Annotated in this window: 23 protein-coding genes; 11 read left to right on the forward strand and 12 right to left on the reverse strand. The window is 70.4% G+C overall.

Going from position 1 to position 22,619, the window contains the following annotated elements:
* Positions 1-19: 19 nt before the first annotated feature.
* The gene (locus ESP57_RS18830) at positions 20-517 is read right to left on the reverse strand and encodes a helix-turn-helix domain-containing protein (RefSeq protein WP_129230935.1); all 498 of its coding nucleotides are present in this window, start codon (positions 515-517) and stop codon (positions 20-22) included.
* 69 nt (positions 518-586) lie between these two features.
* Positions 587-817, reverse strand: a complete 231-nt coding sequence (locus tag ESP57_RS06195) for a hypothetical protein (protein WP_129230936.1) — start codon at positions 815-817, stop codon at positions 587-589.
* Between the two features lie 172 nt (positions 818-989).
* On the opposite strand from ESP57_RS06195, the gene ESP57_RS06200 reads away from it, so the two are divergent.
* Both ESP57_RS06200 and ESP57_RS06205 read left to right on the forward strand, forming a co-directional pair.
* Positions 990-1,475, forward strand: a complete 486-nt coding sequence (locus ESP57_RS06200; RefSeq protein ID WP_115963033.1) for a hypothetical protein — start codon at positions 990-992, stop codon at positions 1,473-1,475.
* An 11-nt stretch (positions 1,476-1,486) separates the two neighbouring features.
* Positions 1,487-1,909, forward strand: a complete 423-nt coding sequence (locus ESP57_RS06205) for a hypothetical protein (RefSeq protein WP_129230937.1) — start codon at positions 1,487-1,489, stop codon at positions 1,907-1,909.
* 230 nt (positions 1,910-2,139) lie between these two features.
* On the opposite strand, the gene ESP57_RS06210 is transcribed toward ESP57_RS06205, so the two are convergent.
* Positions 2,140-2,778, reverse strand: a complete 639-nt coding sequence (locus ESP57_RS06210; RefSeq protein ID WP_129230938.1) for an NAD(P)H-binding protein — start codon at positions 2,776-2,778, stop codon at positions 2,140-2,142.
* 74 nt (positions 2,779-2,852) lie between these two features.
* On the opposite strand from ESP57_RS06210, the gene ESP57_RS06215 reads away from it, so the two are divergent.
* Positions 2,853-3,332, forward strand: a complete 480-nt coding sequence (locus ESP57_RS06215; RefSeq protein WP_129230939.1) for an NUDIX hydrolase — start codon at positions 2,853-2,855, stop codon at positions 3,330-3,332.
* Positions 3,333-3,344: 12 nt separating this feature from the next.
* Here ESP57_RS06215 and ESP57_RS06220 read toward each other — a convergent pair whose 3' ends face one another.
* The gene (locus ESP57_RS06220) at positions 3,345-4,844 is read right to left on the reverse strand and encodes a flavin monoamine oxidase family protein (RefSeq protein WP_129230940.1); all 1,500 of its coding nucleotides are present in this window, start codon (positions 4,842-4,844) and stop codon (positions 3,345-3,347) included.
* Positions 4,845-5,180: 336 nt separating this feature from the next.
* On the opposite strand from ESP57_RS06220, the gene ESP57_RS06225 reads away from it, so the two are divergent.
* Both ESP57_RS06225 and ESP57_RS06230 read left to right on the forward strand, forming a co-directional pair.
* The gene (locus tag ESP57_RS06225; RefSeq protein WP_056004914.1) at positions 5,181-5,678 is read left to right on the forward strand and encodes an Lrp/AsnC family transcriptional regulator; all 498 of its coding nucleotides are present in this window, start codon (positions 5,181-5,183) and stop codon (positions 5,676-5,678) included.
* 3 nt (positions 5,679-5,681) lie between these two features.
* A complete protein-coding gene (locus ESP57_RS06230; protein WP_129230941.1) occupies positions 5,682-6,584 on the forward strand; it encodes a transposase in 903 nt (300 codons plus the stop codon).
* A 7-nt stretch (positions 6,585-6,591) separates the two neighbouring features.
* On the opposite strand, the gene ESP57_RS06235 is transcribed toward ESP57_RS06230, so the two are convergent.
* Both ESP57_RS06235 and ESP57_RS06240 read right to left on the reverse strand, forming a co-directional pair.
* A complete protein-coding gene (locus ESP57_RS06235) occupies positions 6,592-7,425 on the reverse strand; it encodes an alpha/beta fold hydrolase (RefSeq protein WP_129230942.1) in 834 nt (277 codons plus the stop codon).
* Between the two features lie 2 nt (positions 7,426-7,427).
* Positions 7,428-8,009 (reverse strand): TetR/AcrR family transcriptional regulator, encoded by a 582-nt coding sequence (locus tag ESP57_RS06240; RefSeq protein WP_129230943.1) that lies wholly within the window; start codon positions 8,007-8,009, stop codon positions 7,428-7,430.
* A gap of 125 nt (positions 8,010-8,134) precedes the next feature.
* Between ESP57_RS06240 and ESP57_RS06245 the strand changes: the two genes are divergently transcribed.
* Positions 8,135-8,965 (forward strand): alpha/beta hydrolase, encoded by an 831-nt coding sequence (locus ESP57_RS06245; RefSeq protein WP_056004920.1) that lies wholly within the window; start codon positions 8,135-8,137, stop codon positions 8,963-8,965.
* 96 nt (positions 8,966-9,061) lie between these two features.
* Here ESP57_RS06245 and ESP57_RS06250 read toward each other — a convergent pair whose 3' ends face one another.
* Entirely contained in the window at positions 9,062-9,256 is a 195-nt protein-coding gene (locus ESP57_RS06250) for a hypothetical protein (protein ID WP_056004922.1), read from the reverse strand.
* A 52-nt stretch (positions 9,257-9,308) separates the two neighbouring features.
* Positions 9,309-9,911, reverse strand: a complete 603-nt coding sequence (locus tag ESP57_RS06255; protein WP_056004924.1) for a class I SAM-dependent methyltransferase — start codon at positions 9,909-9,911, stop codon at positions 9,309-9,311.
* 85 nt (positions 9,912-9,996) lie between these two features.
* On the opposite strand from ESP57_RS06255, the gene ESP57_RS06260 reads away from it, so the two are divergent.
* Positions 9,997-10,764: an EI24 domain-containing protein gene (locus ESP57_RS06260; protein ID WP_129230945.1), complete on the forward strand. Its 768-nt coding sequence runs from the start codon at positions 9,997-9,999 to the stop codon at positions 10,762-10,764.
* Positions 10,765-10,819: 55 nt separating this feature from the next.
* On the opposite strand, the gene ESP57_RS06265 is transcribed toward ESP57_RS06260, so the two are convergent.
* Entirely contained in the window at positions 10,820-11,959 is a 1,140-nt protein-coding gene (locus ESP57_RS06265) for an epoxide hydrolase family protein (protein WP_129230946.1), read from the reverse strand.
* Between the two features lie 63 nt (positions 11,960-12,022).
* Here ESP57_RS06265 and ESP57_RS06270 point away from each other — a divergent pair, with 63 nt between their 5' ends.
* A complete protein-coding gene (locus ESP57_RS06270) occupies positions 12,023-12,982 on the forward strand; it encodes a helix-turn-helix transcriptional regulator (RefSeq protein ID WP_115963053.1) in 960 nt (319 codons plus the stop codon).
* Positions 12,983-13,104: 122 nt separating this feature from the next.
* Positions 13,105-16,608, forward strand: a complete 3,504-nt coding sequence (locus ESP57_RS06275) for a glycosyl hydrolase family 95 catalytic domain-containing protein (RefSeq protein ID WP_129230947.1) — start codon at positions 13,105-13,107, stop codon at positions 16,606-16,608.
* Positions 16,609-16,691: 83 nt separating this feature from the next.
* On the opposite strand, the gene ESP57_RS06280 is transcribed toward ESP57_RS06275, so the two are convergent.
* Complete coding sequence (locus ESP57_RS06280; RefSeq protein WP_129230948.1) at positions 16,692-17,885, reverse strand: hypothetical protein; 1,194 nt, start codon at positions 17,883-17,885, stop codon at positions 16,692-16,694.
* A gap of 125 nt (positions 17,886-18,010) precedes the next feature.
* On the opposite strand from ESP57_RS06280, the gene ESP57_RS06285 reads away from it, so the two are divergent.
* On the forward strand, positions 18,011-20,146 hold the full coding sequence (locus tag ESP57_RS06285) for a galactose-binding domain-containing protein (RefSeq protein WP_129230949.1): 2,136 nt from the start codon (positions 18,011-18,013) through the stop codon (positions 20,144-20,146).
* A 61-nt stretch (positions 20,147-20,207) separates the two neighbouring features.
* Here ESP57_RS06285 and ESP57_RS06290 read toward each other — a convergent pair whose 3' ends face one another.
* On the reverse strand, positions 20,208-21,188 hold the full coding sequence (locus ESP57_RS06290; protein ID WP_207904533.1) for an ArsR/SmtB family transcription factor: 981 nt from the start codon (positions 21,186-21,188) through the stop codon (positions 20,208-20,210).
* A 92-nt stretch (positions 21,189-21,280) separates the two neighbouring features.
* Between ESP57_RS06290 and ESP57_RS06295 the strand changes: the two genes are divergently transcribed.
* Entirely contained in the window at positions 21,281-21,679 is a 399-nt protein-coding gene (locus tag ESP57_RS06295) for a cupin domain-containing protein (RefSeq protein WP_115963066.1), read from the forward strand.
* A 78-nt stretch (positions 21,680-21,757) separates the two neighbouring features.
* Here ESP57_RS06295 and ESP57_RS06300 read toward each other — a convergent pair whose 3' ends face one another.
* On the reverse strand, positions 21,758-22,549 hold the full coding sequence (locus tag ESP57_RS06300) for a siderophore-interacting protein (RefSeq protein WP_243648431.1): 792 nt from the start codon (positions 22,547-22,549) through the stop codon (positions 21,758-21,760).
* Positions 22,550-22,619: the final 70 nt, after the last annotated feature.

Consider the following 22,619-nt stretch of genomic DNA (forward strand, 5'->3'; position numbering starts at 1 on the left):
CTCACGCCGGCCGGACGGCTCAGGCGGCGAGGAGGTACGCGTTCGTCGCCGCGTTCCCGAATGCAGGGTCGGGGAGTGCCGCGAGCGCATGCTGCGCGTCGACGTCGAACGGTGCCAGCTCCCCGGCACGGAACGCGAACGACCTCTCGACCCTCAGCAGCTCGCGACGCTCCGCTTCGCGACGCTCCGCCTCCCGTCGTTCGCCGAGCAGCCACCCGACGCGCTGCACGATGTCGACGAGGTCGAGCCCGAGGGCCTCGGCGACCGAGCCGAGCACCTCCGACGACGGCTCCTTGCGACCGCGCTCGATCTCGGAGAGGTACTGCGGCGAGACGCCGGCGGTCGCGGCCACCTCGGTGAGGATGCGCTCCTGGCCGAGTCGCTCGCCGCGCAGCACCTCGCCGAGTGCGTGTCGCCAGAGGGGCTTCGAGCCCCCAGGACTCGGCGCGGTCCTCGGTGCGCCCTGCTCCACCTCGTACCCGTCTGCTGCCCGTGTGAACTCGACGACATCGCCCATGCCGAGAGGTTAGCCGCGGCATCCGCTCGCCGTCAGCTCGATCCGCTCAGAGCAGAACGGGCCGAGCCGCTACGCCGGCGGGTTGTCGGGATCGAGGGTCTCGAGCGAATCGGCCTCGACCGCATTGTCGGCCTCGAAGTCGTTGGGGTCGTCGCCCTGGGATTCCGCGTCCTGCGCGGCATCCTCTTCCGCCGTCTCCATCTCGTCGGCCGCGGTGCGCTCGTCGTCGGCCGGGTCTCGGACGCCCGCGTCGACGTTGCGAGGATCGTGTCGTTGCGTCGTTTCTCGTGGATCGGTCATGATGTCCTCCGCGGTCGGGATCCCTCCAGCGTGCGCCGCGCCCGGCCTGCGGTCAACGGGTTGACGCCCGCCCGGAGGTGTTCACGCAACAGCCGACCATGCGAGACCCTCGTTGTGAGAAGGTGGGTGCGACCGAGCCCGATTCGGGCGCCGAGACGAGGGGACACCGCAGATGGGCTTGTTCGACAAGGCGAAGAACGCATTCACCCAGGCCGGAAGCCAGGCCACGGGCCAGGCGGCAGGGCAGGACTGGGCGGCGCAGGCGCAAGCCGCCCAAGAGCTCGCGAACCAGGCGATGCGCGATGCCGGCTACACCGACGGAGCTCCCGTCACCATGGCCAATGCGAGCGAGGTGAGCGCCGCCATGTCGGCCGACCACGACGTGCTGAACGCCTACGGCCAGGAGCTCAATCGCATCATCGCGATCGGTCAGCCCGGCACCTCGGTGATCAAGAGCGCTGTCGACACCGGAGAGCGCATCTCGGGCAACCCGTGGTACCAGCTCGAGATCGAGGTGACGCTTCCCGGCCGCGAGCCCTACACCGTGCAGAAGCGCGAGATGCTCGCACCCCAGTTCCTCGCCAACTACGCCGAGGGCAGCGTGCACGACATCGCGGTCGATCCGGCCGACCCGAACAAGACCGCCTTCACGAGCTGATCGAGCCGCGAATGGGCGTGTTCCGCGACCTCTTCCGCCTCACCAAGGCGGGCTACACCCAGACGGTCAACACCGACTACCGCGAGAATCTGCGCCAGTCGGCGGACCTGGCCGAGCAGTTCGCAGGGCTCGGGCCGAACGACGTCACGGGCACGCACAGCGCTGCCGTCGCCAATCCCTTCACCAACATGTCGGCCTACGGCCAGATGATCCAGGGCTCGGGAACGGTCGTCTCGCTGACCGACACCGGCAAGCGCCTCGGCGAGACAATCGTCTACGCCGTGCAACTCGACGTGACCCTGCCGGGCGATTCGCCGTATCGAACGCTCTACCAGACGGTCATCGCCGAGGGCGCGCTGCACAACTGGCAGCCCGGCGCCGTACTGCCGGTGCGCGTCAGTCCCAACGACCGCAACTCGGTGATGCTCGGCTGACACGCGACCGTCGCTCGCACCGGATGCTGGCGGTCGCGAGCGCCCGCGTGCAGAATGAACCCACTGACATGGAGGTGGGCGATGTCGACGGAAACGGTGATCTGGTCGATTCTCGGAACGTTCTTCGCGGTCGGAGGCCTCTTGGGGCTCGCGGCGCTCTGGTCGCTGATCCGACGACCACGCGAGCACTGATCGTCGCGGCGCCCGTGACAGCGCTCGATCGGCGTCGGTCAGCCGAGCGCTTCGGCGATCGGCGTGCCACCGCCGTTGAAGCGGATGGTCCGGCGCACCGTCGAGTCGCGGTGCACCGCTTCGGCGGCGACGGCCGCGACATCCGCTCGGTCGACCGTGCCGCTGCTCGGCGGCCCGACGTCGATGGCGCCCGTGCCCTCGCCGTCGGTCAGCGTGCTCGGGCCGAGGATCGTCCAGTCGAGGGCCGTGCCCGCGAGGTGCTCGTCGGCCGCCGCCTTCGCCTCGGCGTAGGCGCGGAACGAGTTGCCCTCGGGCACGGTGTGGTCGGGCGAGCCGAAGTACGACACCATGACGTACCGCATGACGCCTGCGCTCTCGGCGGCCGCCATCGAGCGGATCGCCGCGTCGCGATCGACGGCGTACGTGCGTGCGGGGTCGCCCCCGCCGGCTCCCGCCGACCAGACGACGGCATCGTGGCCGTGCAGGATCTCGGCGAGGTCGTCGACGTCGAGCCGTTCGATGTCGGCGACGACCGGGCGTGCCCCGGCGGCCGTGACGTCGCCGGCATGGTCGGGATTGCGGATGATCGCGTCGACCTCGTTGCCGCGGTCGGCGAGCAAGCGCTCGAGCTGCAGGGCGATCTTCCCGTGGCCCCCGATGATCACGATGCGTGCCATGTGCTCCTCCTCCGGCTGATTCGACCCACGCTACTCCCGGCCGCTGCGAGCGGCATCGGGCGAGGCGGTGCACCGTGCCGGTGACGAGCGCGGGCCTGCTGCTCTACCGCGACCTCCGCGAGCTCCGTGGGCTCGAGGTCTTCATCGGGCACATGGGCGGACCGTTCTGGGCGCGCAAGCAGGCGGGCGCCTGGTCGATCCCGAAGGGCGAGTTCACCGACGAGGATCCGCTCGTCGCGGCCCGGCGCGAGTTCGCCGAGGAGATCGGTGCCCCCGCGCCCGAATCCGAGGTCATCGACCTCGGCACGTTCCGGTACACCTCGGGCAAGACCGTGCGGGTGTTCGCCTGCCGCGCCCCCGACTTCGAGATCGACGAGCTGCGGTCGAACCTGTTCGAGATCGAGTGGCCGCCGCGTTCGGGGCGCCGCCAGCAGTTCCCCGAGGTCGACGAGGCGCGATGGACACCGGTGTTCGAGGCGCGCGAGCTGCTCGTCACCGGCCAGCGTCCGGCGCTCGACGCGCTCCTGGCGGCGCTCGACGGGTCGATCGAGTGAGCTCGACCCGGCCTAGAGAGCCAGGAGGAGTTGATCAGCCTGAGTGACGCCGGACGAGTACGACGACGACACGGTGCTGGTGCGCATGCCTGCCCAGTACAGGACGCCGCCGACGGTTGCGGCCATGTCGCTCGAGCTGCCGCCGCTGCCGTACGGGCCCCATGAGTAGGGCTCGTTGGCCCAGTCCGTCATCACGGCCTTGTGGTACTGCAGGCCGGGGTCACCTGCCGACTTTCGCACGACCTCGAGCACGGCTTGATACTTCTGCTCGAGCGGGAGCGCGTGGAGTTCTCGTGCTGCCGCGCCGGTCTCCCATCCGACGATGACCTGACCCTTGTAGCCCGGGTAGGCGATCGAGGCGTTCCAAAGCGTGGTCGGGAAGTGGTCCATCGATTCGGCGTAACCCCAGTTATCGGTGCCGTTGGGCGTGAACACCCTCTCTTTGAACTCGAGCACGCACTTGAAGATGTCGTGGTACTCGAACGCGTCGAAGGCGGCCCACTTTGCGGCAGGCAGGCCGGGGGTGAACGCAATGTCGCGGCGCTGCATGACTCCCGCGGGGACGGCGAAGACGACTCGGCGTCCGAACATCGTGCCCTTGGAGGTGAGGAGCTCGACACCGTTGGTGGTGTATCCGACCTCTTGGACCACGGTCCGCAACATGACCGGAACGTCGCCGGCGACGAAGTGCAGCAGCTGGTCGTAGCCGCCGATGATCTTGTAGTCTCCGTCGTCGTAGCGCGAATCGTTCGGATCCAGGATCTCCGGCTCCGGCGCCTGGTCGGGATGCAGCGTGTACCGGATGCAGTCCCGGAGCGGTGCGGCGACGCGAGCGGCGGCCGTGGCGTACAGCGGTTCGCTGTCATCGGTCAACTCGTAGTTGAGCCCGGTCGGCGTGTTCGCGGCCGTCACTCCGAGGCGCAGCAGGTACGCGTCGGCCATCTCGCCGTCGACCACGGTCGGCAGCGGGAGGTTCTGCCCAGCCGGGTCGTACGGGTTGAGCGCCTCCGGCATTCCCAGCGGGAACAGCCAGGAGGTCGGAGAGTCCCACTGATGCCATTGGGCGGCCGGCGAGGACATCGGCGCATCAGCCTGGCGGATGTAATTGTTCTGGAACATCCGCATGTCGAACCCGGCCTGCTCGATCCACGGGTACGTCGACGCGTAGGGGCCGCCATGGACGAGTTCGCAGCCGCGCTCGACCGGGATGCCCATCGATGTCCGGTCGGTGTACATGCGGCCGCCGATCCGGTCGCGGGCCTCGACGATCACGACGCGCAGGTCGGGGTTCTGGTCTGTGAGGCGCCGTGCCGCGCCGATACCCGCCGCGCCGGCCCCGACCACGATCACGTCCCAGGCATTCTTGTCGCCCTTCGCGTGCTTCAGCGAGGGCGTCCCGTTGCCATGACCGTTCCCGGGGCCGATCGGCTGCCCGCCGGCGGCGACATCGGCGAGACCTGCGGCGGCGGCGAGTCCGCCCATCAAGAGCCCGCGACGGCTGATGTTCTCCATGGGTGCTACTCCTTCGTAGTCGAATCAGTGGAAGCGCAACGGCCGCGATCGCGATGATGGCCGCGCGTCGGCATGGCCGGAGATTCGGTGCTCATGATGGGTGTCGCACTCTCCGTCGAGTGCAGTCCACGGCTGCTCGTGTCGATCTGAGAGTCATCTTCACCGGAATCTGCCGAATGCACAACAGTTACGAGAATCTTTGTTGAATCAACAGTGAAGGTTCCTCTTTCATCACGAATCGCCATTCTCAGCAGATTCACTCATCGCTGCAGAAGGCGCGGTGCCGGGTGCGCGTTGCCCCCTCACCCGGCACCGTGCTGGCGCTAGGTTCGTTGCATGGCCGCACCATTCGAGATGGACGACATCGACCGTCGCATCATCGCCGCCCTCCAGGTCGACGGGCGCCGGTCGTTCCAGCGTCTCGCCGACGACCTCGGAGTGCCGGCTTCGTCGGTGCGCTACCGCACGAAGCGACTCGAGGACGCCGGGATCCTGCAGATCGTCGGCATCGCCAACCCGCTCGCGATCGGCTTCGACCGGCTGGCGATGATCGGCATCCGCGTGACACCCGGCACCGCCCGCTCGGTCTGTGCGGCGCTCGCCGAGCTCCCCGAGACGAGCTACGTCATCCACACCACGGGCCGCTTCGACGTGATGGCCGAGGTGATCTGCGAAGACGTGCCGCACTTCATCGACATGCTGAACGGACGCATCGCGGCGATCACGGGCGTCGTCTCGACGGAGTCGTTCTTCGTGCTCGAGGCGCACAAGCTCTCGTACGGGTGGGGCGTCGGGAGCGTTCGTCCCGCGATCGAGGAGCCGAGCGGAGGATGACGCATGGCGCCGCTTGACTCGCTCGACGACGGGCTCGATGACGCCGCGACGGCGCTGTACGCGATGCGCCCCGACGAGTTCACCGCCCGGCGCAACGCGCGGGCGCAGACCGTCGCCGCCGACGATCGCGCGCTCGCGGCCCGCATCCGCGAACTCCGGCGCCCCTCCCCCGCCGCCTGGCTCGTGAACCAGCTCGTGCGGCACCGATCCGACGAGGTCGAGGCGGTCCTCGAACTCGGCGCCGAGGCCCGTGAGACTCAAGGCAGCTTCAGTGCCGTCGAGCTCGCCGAGCTCGGCCGGCAACGTCGGCGGCTCGTCTCGACGCTCGCGCACGAGGCCGGAGCACTCGCCGACGAGCTCGGCTCCCCAGTGCGCACGCCGGTGCTCGACGAGGTCGCCCAGACACTGCAGGCGGCGATGTCGGATGCCGCTGCCGCCGACGCCGTGCGCACGGGCCGGCTCGTGCGGGCACTCGAGGCCGTCGGCGTCGAGGTCGACCTGAGTGACGCCGTCGCGGGCGGGCCGGCACCTCGCACGGAACCGGCTCGGGACGCGCACGCGGGCGACTCCCCCGGTCTGCTGAGCGCCGCAGCGACGAAGCGAGCCGAGGTGGCTCGAGGGCGCGCCGAGCGCGCGGTCGCGGAGGCCGAGGAGCGGGCGGCCGCGGCATCCGCTGCGCTCGACGCCCTCGATGCGCGGCTCGCCGATGCCGACCGCGAGCACCGCGATCTCGCGTCCCGCCGCGACGAACTCGACGCGGAACTGCGCAAGGTCGAGGCGGAGATGGCCGAGGCCGATCGGGCGAAGCGCACGGTCACCCGCGAGCGGGATCGCGCCGCCCGCGACGCCGAGGCCGCGGAAGTCGACGCCGATGAGGCGCGCGAGGCGCTGGAGAGCCTGGGGTAGCGCTCACTCAGCGGCGCTCGAGCAGCCATTCCATCGCGTCGGGCACGACGTCGAGCACCGAGACGTGGCCGTCGTCGAGCCGCATCCAGAGCGAGGCGCGGGGAATGTGCGCGACGAGCCACGAGGCGTGCTTCGACGGCACCACGCGGTCGCCCTCGCCCTGCACGAGGAGCACCGGAGCGACGATGCGCCCGAGGTCGAAGCCCCACCGTGAGGTGAAGGCGACGTCGTCGTCGATGAGGCCGTCGGGCCCGGCTTCGCCGGCGCGTGCGGCGTCGGCGCCGAGCGACGCCCAGCGCTCGTCGAGGGCCGCCCAGTCGACGGGCAGGAACTGCGACGGGTCGAACTCCGCGTCTGCGGCGAACGCGGCGCGGGCGGCTCGCCCATCGACGGCGGCACGCAGACCGCCCGGCGCGGTCATGCCCGCGAACCAGTCGTAGGCGTCGGTGCGCGGCGCGATGCCCGCCAGCGTGACCGCGCCCGTGACGCGCTCGGGCAACAGGGCCGCGCAGGCGAGCGCGTGCGGGCCGCCGCCCGAGGCGCCCATCACGGCGAACCGCTCGACGCCGAGCGCGTCGGCGATCGCCGCGACATCCGCTGCCGCCGAGGCGACGTCGCGGCCGGGGCGCGGGGTCGAGCCACCGTACGACGGGCGGCCATACGAAACGAGGCGGATGCCACGAGCGGATGCCGCGGCGAGCACGGGCTCGAGCGGCGCACCGGTCTGCGGGGAGCCGTGGTGCCAGACGAGCGTGAGCGGCGACGCGGCATCCGGCCCGGTGTCGTAGGCGTGCAGGCTGCCGCCGTCGCGAAGGGGCACGTCGAGTTCGGTGACCGTCATCGTCACTCCTGCACGCCGGCGGCTCGAGCCGCAGCGGCGCTGAACGCAGGGCGCACGCGCTCCCACCCGTCGAGGTAGCCGCCGACCATGGCCGCGTCGCGCAGCAGCACGAGCTGGCCTGCCGCCTCTTCGGCGTCGGGCACCTCGGCCGCGGACAGCACCGACTCCAGCTCGGAGCGGAACCACTCGCGGTGCTCGGCCACGGCCTTGCGCACGCCGCTGTCGGCGTCGGGGTACTCGGCGGCGGCGTTGATGAAGGGGCATCCACGGGTGTGGTGGCGCGCGACGTCGTCGGCGAGCCCGTCGATCACGAGGCCCACGAGCTGCTTGGGTGCTGCTCCGGATGCTTCGGCGGCCGCGAACGCGCCCCGGATGTTGGCGTCCTCGACCCCGAGGTAGGCCTCGACGAGGTCCTCCTTGCTCGGGAAGTGCCGGTAGAACGTCGCGCGGGTGACGCCGGCCTCGCCGATGATGCGGTCGACGCCGACGGAGTGGATGCCCTCTCGATAGAAGAGCTCAGACGCCGTAGCGAGCAGCTTCTCGCGGGCGACGGAACTGCCGTTTGAGGTCGTTCGTGTTGCCATGAGGTAAATGATAGAACGATCTTTCTCTTTTTGCTTGACATGGCATGGAGTCGGGAGTAACTTCACAGACAGAGACAGAACGATCGTTCTACCAAAGGGTGGGACGCAGTTGAAGGAGAGAGAACATGACCGCCACCAAGACCCCCATCGTCCTCATCCACGGACTCTGGATGACCCCGAAGAGCTGGAACACCTGGGCCGAGTACTTCCGGGCCCGCGGCCACGAGGTCATCGTTCCGGGCTGGCCCGGCATCGACGACCGCGAGGTCGCCGACATCCGCTCGAACCCCGAGCCGCTCGAGGGCATCGGCCTCGCGCAGATCGCCGACCACTACGAGCGCATCATCCGCGCACTCCCCCAGAAGCCCATCATCATGGGCCACTCCTTCGGCGGACTGCTCACCCAGATGCTCGCCGATCGCGGCCTCGGCGTCGCCTACGTCGGCGTCACCCCCGGCCAGCCCGCCGGCATCACGACCCTGCCGGCGTCGACTCTCTGGACCGGCACGCCGATCCTCTCGAACCCGTTCGCGAAGAACGGCGCCAAGCCGCTCTCGAAGGGGCACTTCCACTTCACGTTCGGCAACGACCTCGACCGCGAGGCATCCGATCGCCTCTGGGAGGAGTTCGCGGTCAACTCGTACAACCGGGTGTTCTTCGAGGGCGTCGCCGGCGCCTTCAACGAGAAGGGCGGCGTCAGCCACGTCGACTACGGCCGCACCGACCGCGCGCCGCTGCTCGTCATCACCGGCGAGATCGACCACGTCGTGCCGCCGGCCATCGGCAAGGCGATCGTGAAGAAGTACCACGCGACCGGCAGCCCCGCCATCGTCGAGTACCGCGAGTTCGCCGGCCGCACGCACCGCATCGTCAGCCAGGACGGCTGGGAGGAGGTCGCCGAGTACGCCCTCACCTGGGCGACCGAGCACGCCGAGGCGGCCGCACCTGCGGCCTGAGCCCCGTGGCCCCATGACGGGACCACTCGTGTCGCACCGGACCGGTGATATCTCGGGTCCGGTGCGACACGAGTGGTCCCGACGTGGTTGAGGGGCTCAGCGCTCGATCGAGTCGGGCCCGTCACGGCGGGCGAAGACGCTCCGCAGCACGAAGAACACGACGACCGCGACCACCGCGACGATCACGAGCTTGCCGATGAACCAGAGCAGGCTGAACAGCACATCGACGAGGAACCACGCGATGACGACGGCGACGATCACGCCGATGACGGTCCAGACGGTACGACTCATGTTCCGAGGCTAGTCGAGCGGATGCCCCGGGCCACCGCCGGTCGGCCGACGCTCACGGCGCGTGGCCGTCGAAGAGCAGGGTGGGCACGGGGCCGAACGGCATCGACCGCACGCGGAACGGCCGCACGTCGTCGCCGACGAAGCCCGCCTCCACGAGGGTCCGAGCGGTGTCGCGGTCCCAGTGGCATCCGTGGCAGAACCTGGCCGTGAACGGGGTCGCAATGCGCTGCACCACCCGCTTCGCCGTTCGCGGCGGCGCCGCGACGTGGTCGACGAAGACGACCCGTCCGCCGGGCACGAGCACTCGACGCACCTCCGCCAGTGCGACCGACGGGTCGGCCACCGAGCACAGCACGTAGGTCGCGACGACCGCGTCGACGGAGCGGTCTGGCAGCGGGATCGCCTCGGCCATGGCATCGAGTGGCGCGGCCTGATGCCCCCATTCCCGTGCGCGCTTCGCGAGCTCCGCGCGGCGCTCGGCGTCGGGCTCGAGGCCGATCCACTCGACGTCGAGGTGCAGGGCGCCGAAGTTCTCGCCCTCGCCGGCGCCGATCTCGAGCACGCGCCCGCGCACTCGGCCGACGAACTCCCGCTCGAGGTCGTCGAGGCGGTCGTCGTCGATGAGGTCGGATGTCGCGGCCTTCGCTTGCTCCATGCCGCCATGCGAGCACGTCGGCGGGCGCGCGTCAAGCGGGTGCCGCGGACCGACTCCGAACGCGGCCCGGCCGTAGGCTGGTGCGATGCTCAGGCGATTCCTCTCCGGCGCCGGCCTGCTGCTGCGCGGCTTCGGATTCTGGGGCCGCCGGCCGGGCGTGATGGCACTCGGGCTGATCCCCGCCGCGATCGTCTTCGCCGTCGTGCTCGCCGCGCTCGTGGCGCTCGGCATCCAGTTGCCGGCGATCGTCGAATGGGCGACGCCCTTCGCCGAGCGGTGGGATGCGTTCTGGACCGCGTCGCTGCGCGTCGCCATCGCCGCCGTGACCTTCGCCGGCGCCGTGCTGCTCGCGGCCGTCACGTTCACCGCGCTCACGCTCGCGGTCGGCGATCCGTTCTACGAACGCATCTGGCGAGCGGTCGAGCTCGAGCTCGGCGGCGAGGTACCCGATCGGGGCGCGGGCTTCTGGCGGGCCGCGGGCGACGCCGCCGCCCTCATCGCGCTCGGCGTCGTCTCGGCACTCGCCGTCGGCCTGATCGGCCTCGTGCCGATCGTCGGAACGGTCGCCGCGCCGGTCCTGGGGGTGACACTGTCGGGCTGGCTGCTCGCCCGGGAGCTCACCGGGCGTGCGTTCGAGGCCCGAGGCATGACCGCGGCCGATCGCAAGGTAGCGCTCCGCGGCCATCGTGCGCGCATGCTCGGGTTCGGCGTCGCGACCCAGCTGTGCTTCATGGTGCCGCTCGGCGCGGTGATCGCGATGCCGGCTGCGGTCGCCGGGTCGACGATGCTCGCGCGAGCGGCGCTCGATGCACCGCGCCCGGCGGATTCCCGGCCGACGACGCCGTCGGTGTGAACAGCAGAGCGGATGCCGCGGCGCGAGCCGCGGCATCCGCTCTGCTGGTTCGTCGTCAGCGCAGCCCGGCGAAGAACGCCCGGATGTCGCCGGCGACGAGCGCGGGCACCTCGAGCGCCGCGTAGTGGCCGCCCTGCTCGAACCGGCTCCAGTGCACGATTTTCGAGTTGTCGCGCTCGGCGAAGACCTTGATCGTCTGGAAGTCGTCCTTGAAGACCGCCACGCCGGTGGGCGCATCGTTCACCTGCGGCTCGGCCTCGGCGCGCGCGTTGTCGAGGTAGCTGCGACTCATGCCGGCGGCGGCATTCGCGAACCAGTTGACGCTCACCTCGGTGATGATCTGCTCGAGCGTGACGAGCGAGGTGCCGTTACCGAATGAGTTGAAGAGCTCGCTGTAGGCGAGGAGCGCGATCGGCGAGTCGCTGAGCCCGACCGCCACGGTCTGAGGCCGGCTCGCGTTCATTGTGTTGTAGCCGCCGACCGACTGGAACCATTGCATGTGCTCGAGTCCCGCGTAGTCCTGCGGTTCGAGGCGCTCGAACTCGGCGGGGTCGCCGCTCGGAAAGGAGAACAGCTGCAGCACGTGCAGGCCGAGGAATCCCTCAGGGTTCGCGAGTCCGAGTTCGCGGGCGACGAGCGCCCCGTTGTCGGAGCCGTGGATGCCGTACTCGGCATATCCGAGGCGGTGCATGAGCTCGTCGTAGGCGCGGGCCACTCGCGCGGTCGTCCAGCCGGGCTCGGCGACGGGGTTCGAGAAGCCGTAGCCCGGGGCATCCGGGATGACGACGTCGAACGCGTCCTCGGCGCGGCCGCCGTGCGCGACGGGGTCGACGAGCAGGTCGATGAGATCGAGGTAGTCGACGGATGACCCGGGGTAGGTGTGCGCCAGGAGCAACGGGGTGGCTCCGGGGTGCTCCGAGCGCACGTGGATGAAGTGGATGGGCTGGCCGTCGACCTCGGTCGTGAAGTGCGGCACGGCGTTGATGCGCGCCTCGGCGGCCCGCCAGTCGAACGCGCGCCACGCCTGGACCGCCTCGCGGAGGTAGGCGTTCGGCGTGCCGGCGTCCCAGTCGTCGGTCGGTGCCGGCTGCGGCAGGCGAGTGCGGGCGAGTCGCTCCATGAGGTCGTCGACGTCGGCCTGGGCGATGTCGATCGTGAACGGGCGGATGTCGGCGGGAGAGGTGGTGTTCTTCATGTCTTCGACGGTACGGTGCATATAGGAACATTCAGTTCCTAATGATGGATCGAGTATTCACCCATGTCAGACACCGCCGCCCGACTGCTCTCACTGCTCGCCCTGCTGCAGACCCGACCCGACTGGACGAGCACGGAACTCGGCGCCCGGCTCGGCGTGACCCCCCGCACCATCCGCAATGACATCGACCGCCTGCGCGAGCTCGACTACCCCGTCGACGCCACCCGCGGCGCCGCCGGCGGCTACCGCCTCGGCGCGGGGGCGAAGCTGCCGCCACTGCTGCTCGACGACGAGGAGGCCGTGGCCGTGGCGATCGGCCTGCGAGCGGCCACCGGCATCGCGGGCGTCGAGGAGTCCAGCACGCGGGCGCTCACGAAGCTCGAGCAGGTACTGCCGTCGCGACTCCGCCCGACGGTCGAGGCGCTCGCGACCGTGATCGAGCGGGCGCCCGAGAACAACGACACCGACGCACCCGACCCCGAGGTCGATGCCGCCGTGCTCACGGCCGTCGCGAGCGCCATCCGCGGGGTCGAGTGGATCCGATTCGACTACCAAGGCGACGCCCGCCTCGTCGAGCCCTACCGCCTGCTGAGCTGGGCTCGCCGCTGGTACCTCGTCGGCCGCGACCCGTCGAGCGGCGACTGGGGCACGTTCCGTGCCGATTGGATCGCACTCCGCATGCCGACGCGGCGCCGGTTCGAACCCGTCGCGCTGCCCGACGGCGACTACACGGCCTTCGCGATGCGCTCGATCGCCGAGAGTGGCTGGAAGGTGCACGCGCGGCTGCGCGTCGCGGCGCCGGCCGACGCGGTGCTCGCGCGGATCCACCACGCGGTCGGGGTCGTCGAGGCCGTCTCCGACTCCGAATCGGTGCTCGTCACCGGCGCCGATTCCCTCGACACGATCGCCGCCTACATCGGCATGCTCGGCATGGACTTCACGGTCGAGTCCCCCGACGAACTGCGAACGCTGCTCCTGACCTACAGTGAGCGCTACGCGAGGGCAGCTCGCCGACCCGACTGAAACGCCGAGCGGGCTATACATCCGATCTCTCCTTGGGCAGAATGGGCCGTGGCCGCTGTTCGAACGAACATGCCTCCCTTCTCGGTTCCAAACACCTGATCAATGACGCGCAGGAGATCTCGATGAATTTCACGTTCGACCCCCAACGCCGCCGTGTGCTCCAGATCGGCGGTGTCGTCGTGGCCGCACCGCTCCTCGGCGACCTCTTCGCTGCGCGGCCCGCTGCGGCCGCACAGCTCACCGCCTTCGGCACCACGGTCGCCACGAGGCGAGCCCCGATCGAGGTCCCCGAGCTCTCGGCGAAGTCGCTCTGGTACGGCACGCCGGCCACGAACTGGGAGTCGCAGGCCCTGCCGATCGGCAACGGCCGTCTCGGCGGCATGATCTTCGCGAACCCTGACGAAGAGGTCGTGCAGTTCAACGAGCAGAGCCTCTGGGGTGGCGTCAACAACTACGACAACGCGCTCATGGGTCAGCCCAACGGGGCCTACGACACGAGCGTGACGGGCTTCGGCTCCTACCGCGACTTCGGCACGCTGCGCTTCGCGTTCGCCGCCGGCCCGCGCGTGACCTCGCCCGGCGGGCCCTACAACGTGTCGACCGCCTCCGAAGACGTCGATCGCACGATCGATGCCAAGGCGAGCACCAAGTGGTGCATCATCGCACCGCCCGCGCAGGTGCTCTGGCAGGCGGAACTGCCGACGGCTGCGACGGTCACGAGCTACAGCTTCACGAGCGCCAACGACGTTCCCGTCCGCGATCCCCAGGAGTGGACCCTCTCGGGCTCGTCCGACGGCACGAACTGGACGGCGCTCGATGCCCGCACCGGTGCGCCCTTCGAGACCCGCGGCCAGACGAAGCAGTACACCTTCACCAACGCCACGGCGTACCGCTTCTACCGGTTCACGTTCGTGCCGAAGGCCGGCGTCAGCCACTTCCAGATCGCCGAGATCTCGCTGGGCGGCGTCAGCCTCTCGGGCGGCGCACTCGCCTACGTCTCGTCGCCGAGCGGCGCAGCAGCCGGCACGGATGTCTCGAGCGACCTCACCCGCAGCGTCGACGGCGACCCGACCACGGCCTGGCGCGTCGCCGAGCCGGGCGCAGGCGTGCAGTGGCAGCTCGACCTGCCGACCGGCGTCGCGGCGACGTCGTACGTGCTCACCGCGGCATCCGACGCACCCGAACACGACCCCGGTCGCTGGCAGCTCGCGGGCTCGCGTGACGGCGGCGTCACCTGGGTCGCGCTCGACTCGCGCGAACCGGGCGCACCGTTCGCGGCCCGCGGGGAGGCGAAGACCTACACCTTCACGAACTCGACGGCGTACACCTCCTACCGGTTCACCTTCGCGACCGCCTCGGCTGCGACGCCGTTCGCGATCGGCGAGGTCGCCGTCGTCGGCTCGTCGTTCGACTCGCGCGCCCTTCGCACGGTCGCCGAATACCGTCGCGGTCTCGACACGGCCGTCGGCATGCACGTCACCCGGTTCGACACGGTCGCCGGTCGGGTCGTGCGCGAGGCCTTCGCGAGCCGCGCGGCCGACGTCATGGTGCTGCGATACACGACCGACGCCGAGTCGGGCATGTCGGGCATCCTCTCGCTGGCGTCGGGCCAGTCCGTGCCCTCGGCCGCAGCGGGCAGCGGCGTCGGTGCCCAGCTCTCGTTCAGCGGCGTGATGGCCAACGCGCTGAAGCACTCCTGCACGGTCCGCGTGGTCGAAGCCGACGGCACCGTGACGGTCGAGGGCAACACACTCCGCGTCGACGGGTGCGGCACCCTGACCCTCGTGCTCGACGCCCGCACCGACTACAAGCTCAGTGCGGCCGACGGATGGCGCGGCGCCGCGCCCGAGCCCGGCATCGTCGCCGCGATCGACGCGGCGGCGGCACGTTCCTACGCCGACCTGCGCGCCGAGCACACCGCCCAGGTTTCGGAGCTGATGAACCGGGCGACCGTGAACTGGGGCGAGACGGATGCCGCGGTGCAGGCGCTGCCCACCAGCGCCCGCCTCGAGCGGTACAAGACGGGCGGGGCCGACCCCACCCTCGAGCAGGCGCTCTACCACTACGGCCGCTACCTGCTCCTCAGCTCGTCGCGACCCGGCGGCCTGCCCGCGAACCTGCAGGGGCTCTGGAACAACAGCAACCAGCCGCCGTGGGCCTCCGATTACCACACCAACATCAACGTGCAGATGAACTACTGGGGCGCCGAGACCACGAACCTCTCGGAGTCACACTCCGCGCTCGTCGCGTTCATCGAGCAGGTCGCGGTGCCGAGCCGGATCGCGACCAGGAACGCGTTCGGCCAGAACGTGCGGGGGTGGACCGCTCGCACCTCGCAGTCGATCTTCGGCGGCAACGCGTGGGAGTGGAACACGATCGCGAGCGCCTGGTACGCCCAGCACGTCTACGAGCACTGGGCCTTCACTCAAGACAGTGCCTACCTCGAAGACGTCGCCCTCCCGCTCATCACGGAGATCTGCCACTTCTGGGAGGACGAGCTGAAGGAGCTGGCCGACGGCACGCTCGTCGCGCCCAACGGCTGGTCACCCGAGCACGGGCCGCGCGAAGACGGCGTCATGCACGACCAGCAGATCATCTGGGACCTGTTCCAGAACTACCTGGACGCGACCGCGACGCTCTCCCCCCAGCCCGCATACCGGGCGACGATCGCCGACCTGCAGTCGCGGCTCGCGCCGAACAAGATCGGCAGCTGGGGCCAGCTGCAGGAGTGGCAGACCGATCGCGACGACCCCAACGACCTGCACCGCCACACCTCGCACCTGTTCGCCGTCTATCCGGGTCGTCAGATCACGAGCGAGACGCCCGAGCTCGCGGCCGCGGCCCTCGTGTCGCTCAAGGCTCGCAACGGCGAGCGCGACGGCGTGCCCTTCACCGAGGCGACGGTCTCGGGCGACAGCCGTCGCTCGTGGACCTGGCCGTGGCGAGCTGCACTGTTCGCGCGTCTCGGCGACGGCGAGCGCGCACGCTTCATGCTGCGGGGCCTGCTCCGCTACAGCACGCTGACGAACCTGTTCGCGAACCACCCGCCCTTCCAGCTGGACGGCAACTTCGGCATCTCGGGCGCCCTCACCGAGATGCTCCTGCAGAGCCACGCCGGGGTCATCCACCTGCTCCCGGCACTGCCCGACGAGTGGAAGGCCAGCGGCTCGTTCACCGGCCTCCGCGCTCGCGGCGGCTACGAGGTCAGTGCCGAGTGGCAGAACGGCCAGGTCACGGCCTTCACCGTGACCGCCGACCGCGCACCCCATGCCGGCCCCGTCACCGTGCGGGTCAACGGCGAGGACCGCCAGGTCACGCCCGTCGATCCGACCCCGGACCCGACCCTGAACGTGCCCGTCGTCGCGAGCACACGGATCCTCAGCGGCAAGGTCGTCGTGGCGGTGAAGGCGACGAATAACGAGAGTGTTCCGATCACCGTCGCGTTCGCCTCGGCCTACGGCACGAAGTCCTTCGCCTCCGTGGCACCCGGCACGAACGCGGTGCACTCGTTCACCACGCGGAAGACCTCGATCCCCGCGGGAGCGGTCACCGCGACGGTCTCGACGCTCAGCGGCGCACCGGTCACGGCGACGATCGAAGCGGGCTACGACGCGGCATCCCGCTGAGTTCCGCTCGCCGGCGCGGCATGACCGTCTTCCGAGACGGGCATGCCGCGCCGGCGGGTGAGCGGCGGCCCCGCTTCAGTGCCTCAGCGGCACCCCTTCGACCGCTCGATGAGTTCGTCGGAGGGGCGGCCGTACAACCACTCGCCGTTGCCGTTGGGGTCGGTGTGCCCCATGCCGATCGCCCAGGCCACGGCCCACGGCTCGTTGTCATCGGCGTACTCGCCGACGAGGTCGTAGCACTTCGAGGTGATCGCATGCCCCACCTCGTGGGTGACGAGCGCGGCCATGACCGGGTCGCCCCACTGCTCGGCGATGCTGTTCGAGAGGGTGATCGTCGAGAGGCCGCCCTCCCAGGTGTCCCAGGTGGCGGTACCGCCGGCTGAGCCGTTGTCGCCGTAGCCGATGACGATCGGGGCCCAGTCGAACTCGAGCAGCACGCCGCCCGCGATCGAGCGGGCGTACGTCTCGACGGCGACGCGGCGGTCGTAGAGCGGGCCCGCCTTCTCCGCCTCTTCGGCGGCGTGAGTCGACTGCAGGGCGGCGGCTGCGGCGACGTACGCGTCGATGCGCGCGGCGGCGTCGTATCCCCACGCGCTGCTCGCGAGCTGCTCGACGCTGTTGCGGAACTCGATGCGCTCGACGTTGCGCGCCGATCCGTTCGCCCCCTCGACCGCGGCGGCGACCGGGGCGATCGCCTCGATGTACGCGTCGCCCGAGACGGTGACCGTCTCGTCGGCGACCGTCAGGTCGGCGGCGTAGGCGTCGGCATCGGCGGCCAGGTCGGTGAGCCGCCTCGTCTCCCCGTTCAGCAACTCGGAGGCGGCGTCGAGATCGGCGAACCAGACCGGGCGCGAGAGGGGCCTGTTCGGCTCGGCGAACTCCGTCTCGGGAGCTGCGGCCATGAGGGTGTCGAGTTCGCCGGCGGCTGTTGCCAGTGCCGACTTCGCTGCGGCGTCGACGAGGGGGTCGGGCGCGGCGAGCGCCGCTGCCGCGATCTCGGCGGAGGCGCCGGCATCCGCCTCGACGGCCGCTGCCGACTCGCCGGCCGCTGCGGCATCGGCGACTGCGGCGCGGTGGGCGACGACCGCCGCATCGAAGCGGAGGTTCGCGATCGCGGTCGCCGCGAGCACGGCGGCCGACAGCAGCAGGAAGATCGCGACGCCGACCACGGTCCAGGCGGTGGCCGCGCGCGATCGGCGCGAGGGCGGGATGTCGCGCCCGGACGGGCTCGGGCCGATCGGGTCGAGCGTCGCGCTCGGGACGGATTCGAGGGTCACCCGTGAAGTATCCCCGCTCGCGGACGGTCGGGCAATCCGGAAGGGCGGGCACGCGCCACGAGTTGGACGCTTGACTGGGACGAGCGACCCACAATACGCTGCCTCCAACGAGCAAGGAGGCTCAGATGGCGATCGATCATGCACGCCCGAACCGTGTCCGTTCCGAACGCACCACCGAGCAGGGAAAGCGCAGGTGGCGACCCAGAACCCTGGCCCTCGCCCTCGCAGCTGCACTCGCGACATCCGTACTGGCGGCACTTCCCGCCGCAGTGAGCACCACCCCCGCCGAGGCCGCACCCGGCGACTGGTGGGAGGCCCCGAACCGACCCGCCGAAGACGTCGAGCTGAACGTCACCGGTGCACCCTTCACCGGCACCACCGAGAACGGCGAGGTGCGGGGCTTCATCGACTCGCACACCCACCTGAACTCGAACGAGGGCTTCGGCGGGCGCATGATCTGCGGCGCGCCGTTCTCGCCCGCGGGTGTGGCGGACGCCCTCAAGGACTGCCCCGACCACTACCCCGACGGGAGCGCCGCGCTCTTCGAGAACCTCGTCAGCGGCGACGCCGACGGCAAGCACGACCCCGTCGGCTGGCCCACCTTCACGGACTGGCCGAAGACGACCTCGATGAGCCACCAGGCCTCGTACTACGCCTGGGTCGAACGCTCCTGGCGCGGCGGGCAGCGCATCCTCGTCAACGACCTCGTCACGAACGGCGTGATCTGCTCGCTGCCGATCATGCCGAAGGACCGCTCGTGCGACGAGATGACCGCGATCCGGCTCGAGGCCCAGAAGGCTCGCGAGATGGAGGCGTACATCGACGAGATCTACGGCGGCCCCGGCAAGGGGTTCTTCCGCATCGTCACGACGCCGGCCGACGCACGAGCGGTGATCGAACAGGGCAAGCTCGCCGTCGTGCTCGGCGTCGAGATGTCGGAGCCGTTCGGCTGCAAGATGATCCTCGACGTCGCGCAGTGCTCGACGGCCGACATCGACCGCGGACTCGACGAGTTCGAGCAGCTCGGCATCTCGAGCATGTTCCTCTGCCACAAGTTCGACAACGCCCTCTGCGGCGTGCGCTTCGACACCGGCACGCAGGGCACGATCATCAACGTCGGCCAGTTCTACTCGACCGGCACCTTCTGGCAGACCGAGACCTGCCCCACCGCGCGCCACGACAACCCGATCGGCGACGCGACCGTGCCCGAGTTCGAGGAGCAGCTGCCGCCCGGCGTCGAGGTGCCCGAGTACTCGGCGGGCAAGAACTGCAACACGCGTGGTCTCACCTCCCTCGGCGCCTACGCGCTCAAGGCGATGATGGCCCGCAACATGATGGTCGAGCTCGATCACATGAGCGTGAAGGCGGCCGAACGCTCCCTCGACCTGCTCGAGGCCCAGGGCTACCCGGGCGTGCTGTCGAGCCACAGCTGGATGGACTCCGGCTGGACCGAGCGGCTCTACCGCCTCGGCGGGTTCAAGACGGGCTACCCGCACGACGCCGCCGGCTTCATCGGCGAATGGCAGGAGGGCAGCGCGCTCCGCGCCCAGTACGACAAGGGCTACGGGTTCGGGCTCGACTTCAACGGCGTCGGCAGCCACCCCGCGGCCGACAGCGCGCCGGTCGACATCACGTACCCGTTCACGAGCGCCGACGGCGGCACGACCATCGACCGGCAGGTCAGCGGCGAGCGCACCTTCGACATCAACGTCGACGGGTTCGTGCACTCCGGCCTGGCGCCCGACTACCTCGAGCTGCTGCGGCAGTCGGGGGGCGGCGACGCGATCGTCTCCGACCTCATGCGCGGTGCCGAGTCGTATCTGCAGACGTGGGAGGCGACGCGCGACTACACGAGTGCGTCGAACCTCGCGACGGGCAAGCCTGCGTCGGCGAGTTCGAGCGAGTGGAACCCGTTCACGAGCTACGCCCCCGGGCGCGCCGTCGACGGCAAGGCCAACACCCGCTGGGCGAGCGGCAACTGGGGCGTCAACCCGCAGTGGTTGCGCGTCGACCTCGGCGCAGCCGAACCGGTCAGCCGGGTCGTCGTCGAGTGGGAGTCGGCGGCGGCGAAGGCCTACGAGGTCCAGGTGTCGACCGACGGCCAGACCTGGACCACGGTCTCGTCGGTCACGAACGGCAACGGCGGCCTCGACACGGCGTCGTTCGCGCCGACGAGCGCCCGGTACGTGCGCGTGCTCTGCACGGTGCGGACGACCGAGTACGGCTACTCGATCAAGGAGATGGGCGTCTACTCGAACTGAGCCCTGAATCGAGAGACGACACGAGCGGATGCCGCGGCGCGAGCCGCGGCATCCGCTCGACTCACATCGTGGTGCCAACGAGCGCCTCGCCCAGCGGGGTGCGCACATGCAGCACCCGGGCGCCCTGACGCTCGCTCGCGATGAGGCCGCTCTCGCGGAGCACGGTGAGGTGGTGGGATGCGGTCGAGAGGGCGAGGCCGCTGTGGGCTGCGACCTGGGTCGTGGTTCGCGGGTCGTGCGCCGCGAGCAGGATCTCGGCCCGGGCCGGGCTGATGAGCGCGCCGAGCGATCGCGAGGCGGCCGCCGGGTCCTTCGCCCACGTCGCCGTCACGCCCTGCGCCGGGTAGAAGATCGTCGGCTGCGCGGGCGGCTCGGTGAGCACGGCGCAGCCGAGGCCGCCCATCACCGACGGCACGAGCACGAGCCCGCTCCCCCGGCAGTCGACGAGCTCGCGGTGCCGGCTCATGCGCACCCGCACGACATCGCCCTGCCAGGCGACCGACTCGTGCAGGCCGGCGACCATCGTGGCGATGCCGTCGGTCGTCATCCGCCGCGCGCGCACGGCGATGTCGGCGCGCAGCAGTCGCTCGAGCTGCGGCCAGACGGGTGCGAGCACGGCCTGCCACACCTCGTTCCACGCGTCGGCGATCATGGCCCGCGCGTGCAGCGGCCGCTCGATCATGCGGGCGATGGCCTCATGGCGCGCTCCGGTCGATCGGGCGAGCATCTTCGTGAGATCGGCGCGCAGCAGCTCGGGGCGTACGTCCGCGAGTCGCTCGGCCTCGTCGGCCGGCGTCAGGTCCCAGCTCGGCGTCGCGGTGAGGAAGTCGGGGAAGTACCCGGCCTCGCCGATGATCACCGCCAGAAGCTCGAACGCGTCGGGCGGCACGGCGGCGCGGACGCTCCGCAGCCAGCCCCACTGCAGCGGCTGATCCTCGGGGCGCTGCAGCACCCGCATCGCGTGACTCAGCTCGTGCCCCGGCGAGACCCCGAAGCGGATCGCCGAGATGTCGTCGGGTGCCAGTTGGAAGTCCACGAACATTCGATCCACATCGAAATGCTACCGAGGCGGATGCCGCGGGCGGAGCCTGTTCTCATCGGTTCCACCCAACCCCATCCCGAGAGGACGAGACCATGACCACGACTTCGACCGCCACGAGTTCGATCAGTGCGGAATCGACCACCACCCCGGCGATCCCGCCGATCGTGCCCGCCGACGCCGTGCGTCTCGGCTCGGGCCGCACCCTCCGCTTCGAAGGCCGCGACCATGGAGCCGCCGTCTCGTACTTCCTCGTCGACAACGAGCCGGGGCAGGGCCCCGACCTGCACCGCCACCCCTACCCCGAGACCTGGATCGTGCTCGAGGGAGAGGTGCGCATCACGATCGGCGAGCAGGAGTTCGTCGCGACGGCGGGCGACACGGCCACCGCACCAGCGGACACCTGGCACCGCTTCGTCGCGATCGGCACGAGCCGGCTGCGGATGGTCTGCATCCACGCCTCCGACGTCATCGTGCAGGAGTTCGCCGAGTGACACCGTCGCAGATGCCCATGCAGACGCCCGTGCAGACGCCCGTGCCGACGCCGGCGTCGCTGCGCCCGCGCCCCGGCGTCAGTGCGCGCGCCAGTACCCGCAGAACGTGACGTCGCCCTTCGGCACCCCGCGCTCGCCCACGAGATGCCGCCGTGCACCGGTCGCGAGCTTCGACTCCCCCGCGGCGAAGGCGTATACGGAGCCGCCGAAGTCGGGCAACTGCCGGAGGTGGCCGAGTGCCGCCGCGCCGGGGACCTCGCCCGGCCGCCGAACGATCCAGTGCACGTCGACGCCGTCGGGCGCCTCGACGTGCTGCCGGTCATCGATGTCGGCGAGCTCGATGAGCGCATCGCCGCGGGCGTCGCGCGGCAGGTCGCGCAGGATGCCGAGGACCGCGGGCATCGCGCTCTCGTCGCCGACCAGCAGTGTGCGCTCGGCCTCGACCGGCCGGTAGCCGCAGCCCTGGTCGATGAGGGCGACGGATGACCCGACGGGCAGGCTCTCGGCCCAGGGTCCGGCGATGCCGCCGTCGCCGTGCACGACGAAGTCGATGTCGAGTTCGAGCGCATCGGATCGGAACTCGCGCACGGTGTAGTTCCGGATCACGGGCCGGGTCGACCGCGGCAGCGTGAGGTAGCGCAGGTAGCCCGCCATGTCGTACGTGCCCGAGAGGTTGTCGAACCTCGTGTCGTCGGCGACGGGAACCGCGAGGCGGAACCACTGGTCGAACCCGAGGTGGCGCCACCCGGCGAGCTCGTCGCCGGCCACGGTCAGCCGCACGAAGTGCGGTGAGATGCGCGTGGCGCGCGCGACCTCCACTTCGACGACGCCGGTCGTCGCGTGCGTGATCTCGATGTTGCTGATCGCCACCAGGCCTCCAGAGTTAGGTAATGCTTACCTTAGCTGAGGGCGATCGCGCGCACCACGACGAAGACCGGAA

Source organism: Agromyces fucosus (assembly GCF_004134865.1).
Classification (GTDB): domain Bacteria; phylum Actinomycetota; class Actinomycetes; order Actinomycetales; family Microbacteriaceae; genus Agromyces; species Agromyces fucosus.

Bases quoted from the DNA above. Each gene is read 5' to 3' on its own strand.
- ESP57_RS18830 (WP_129230935.1), bottom strand. From the start codon at position 517: ATGGGCGATGTCGTCGAGTTCACACGGGCAGCAGACGGGTACGAGGTG.
- ESP57_RS06195 (WP_129230936.1), bottom strand. From the start codon at position 817: ATGACCGATCCACGAGAAACGACGCAACGACACGATCCTCGCAACGTC.
- ESP57_RS06200 (WP_115963033.1), top strand. From the start codon at position 990: ATGGGCTTGTTCGACAAGGCGAAGAACGCATTCACCCAGGCCGGAAGC.
- ESP57_RS06205 (WP_129230937.1), top strand. From the start codon at position 1,487: ATGGGCGTGTTCCGCGACCTCTTCCGCCTCACCAAGGCGGGCTACACC.
- ESP57_RS06210 (WP_129230938.1), bottom strand. From the start codon at position 2,778: ATGGCACGCATCGTGATCATCGGGGGCCACGGGAAGATCGCCCTGCAG.
- ESP57_RS06220 (WP_129230940.1), bottom strand. From the start codon at position 4,844: ATGGAGAACATCAGCCGTCGCGGGCTCTTGATGGGCGGACTCGCCGCC.
- ESP57_RS06225 (WP_056004914.1), top strand. From the start codon at position 5,181: ATGGCCGCACCATTCGAGATGGACGACATCGACCGTCGCATCATCGCC.
- ESP57_RS06230 (WP_129230941.1), top strand. From the start codon at position 5,682: ATGGCGCCGCTTGACTCGCTCGACGACGGGCTCGATGACGCCGCGACG.
- ESP57_RS06235 (WP_129230942.1), bottom strand. From the start codon at position 7,425: ATGACGGTCACCGAACTCGACGTGCCCCTTCGCGACGGCGGCAGCCTG.
- ESP57_RS06240 (WP_129230943.1), bottom strand. From the start codon at position 8,009: ATGGCAACACGAACGACCTCAAACGGCAGTTCCGTCGCCCGCGAGAAG.
- ESP57_RS06245 (WP_056004920.1), top strand. From the start codon at position 8,135: ATGACCGCCACCAAGACCCCCATCGTCCTCATCCACGGACTCTGGATG.
- ESP57_RS06250 (WP_056004922.1), bottom strand. From the start codon at position 9,256: ATGAGTCGTACCGTCTGGACCGTCATCGGCGTGATCGTCGCCGTCGTC.
- ESP57_RS06255 (WP_056004924.1), bottom strand. From the start codon at position 9,911: ATGGAGCAAGCGAAGGCCGCGACATCCGACCTCATCGACGACGACCGC.
- ESP57_RS06260 (WP_129230945.1), top strand. From the start codon at position 9,997: ATGCTCAGGCGATTCCTCTCCGGCGCCGGCCTGCTGCTGCGCGGCTTC.
- ESP57_RS06265 (WP_129230946.1), bottom strand. From the start codon at position 11,959: ATGAAGAACACCACCTCTCCCGCCGACATCCGCCCGTTCACGATCGAC.
- ESP57_RS06270 (WP_115963053.1), top strand. From the start codon at position 12,023: ATGTCAGACACCGCCGCCCGACTGCTCTCACTGCTCGCCCTGCTGCAG.
- ESP57_RS06275 (WP_129230947.1), top strand. From the start codon at position 13,105: ATGAATTTCACGTTCGACCCCCAACGCCGCCGTGTGCTCCAGATCGGC.
- ESP57_RS06285 (WP_129230949.1), top strand. From the start codon at position 18,011: ATGGCGATCGATCATGCACGCCCGAACCGTGTCCGTTCCGAACGCACC.
- ESP57_RS06290 (WP_207904533.1), bottom strand. From the start codon at position 21,188: ATGTTCGTGGACTTCCAACTGGCACCCGACGACATCTCGGCGATCCGC.
- ESP57_RS06295 (WP_115963066.1), top strand. From the start codon at position 21,281: ATGACCACGACTTCGACCGCCACGAGTTCGATCAGTGCGGAATCGACC.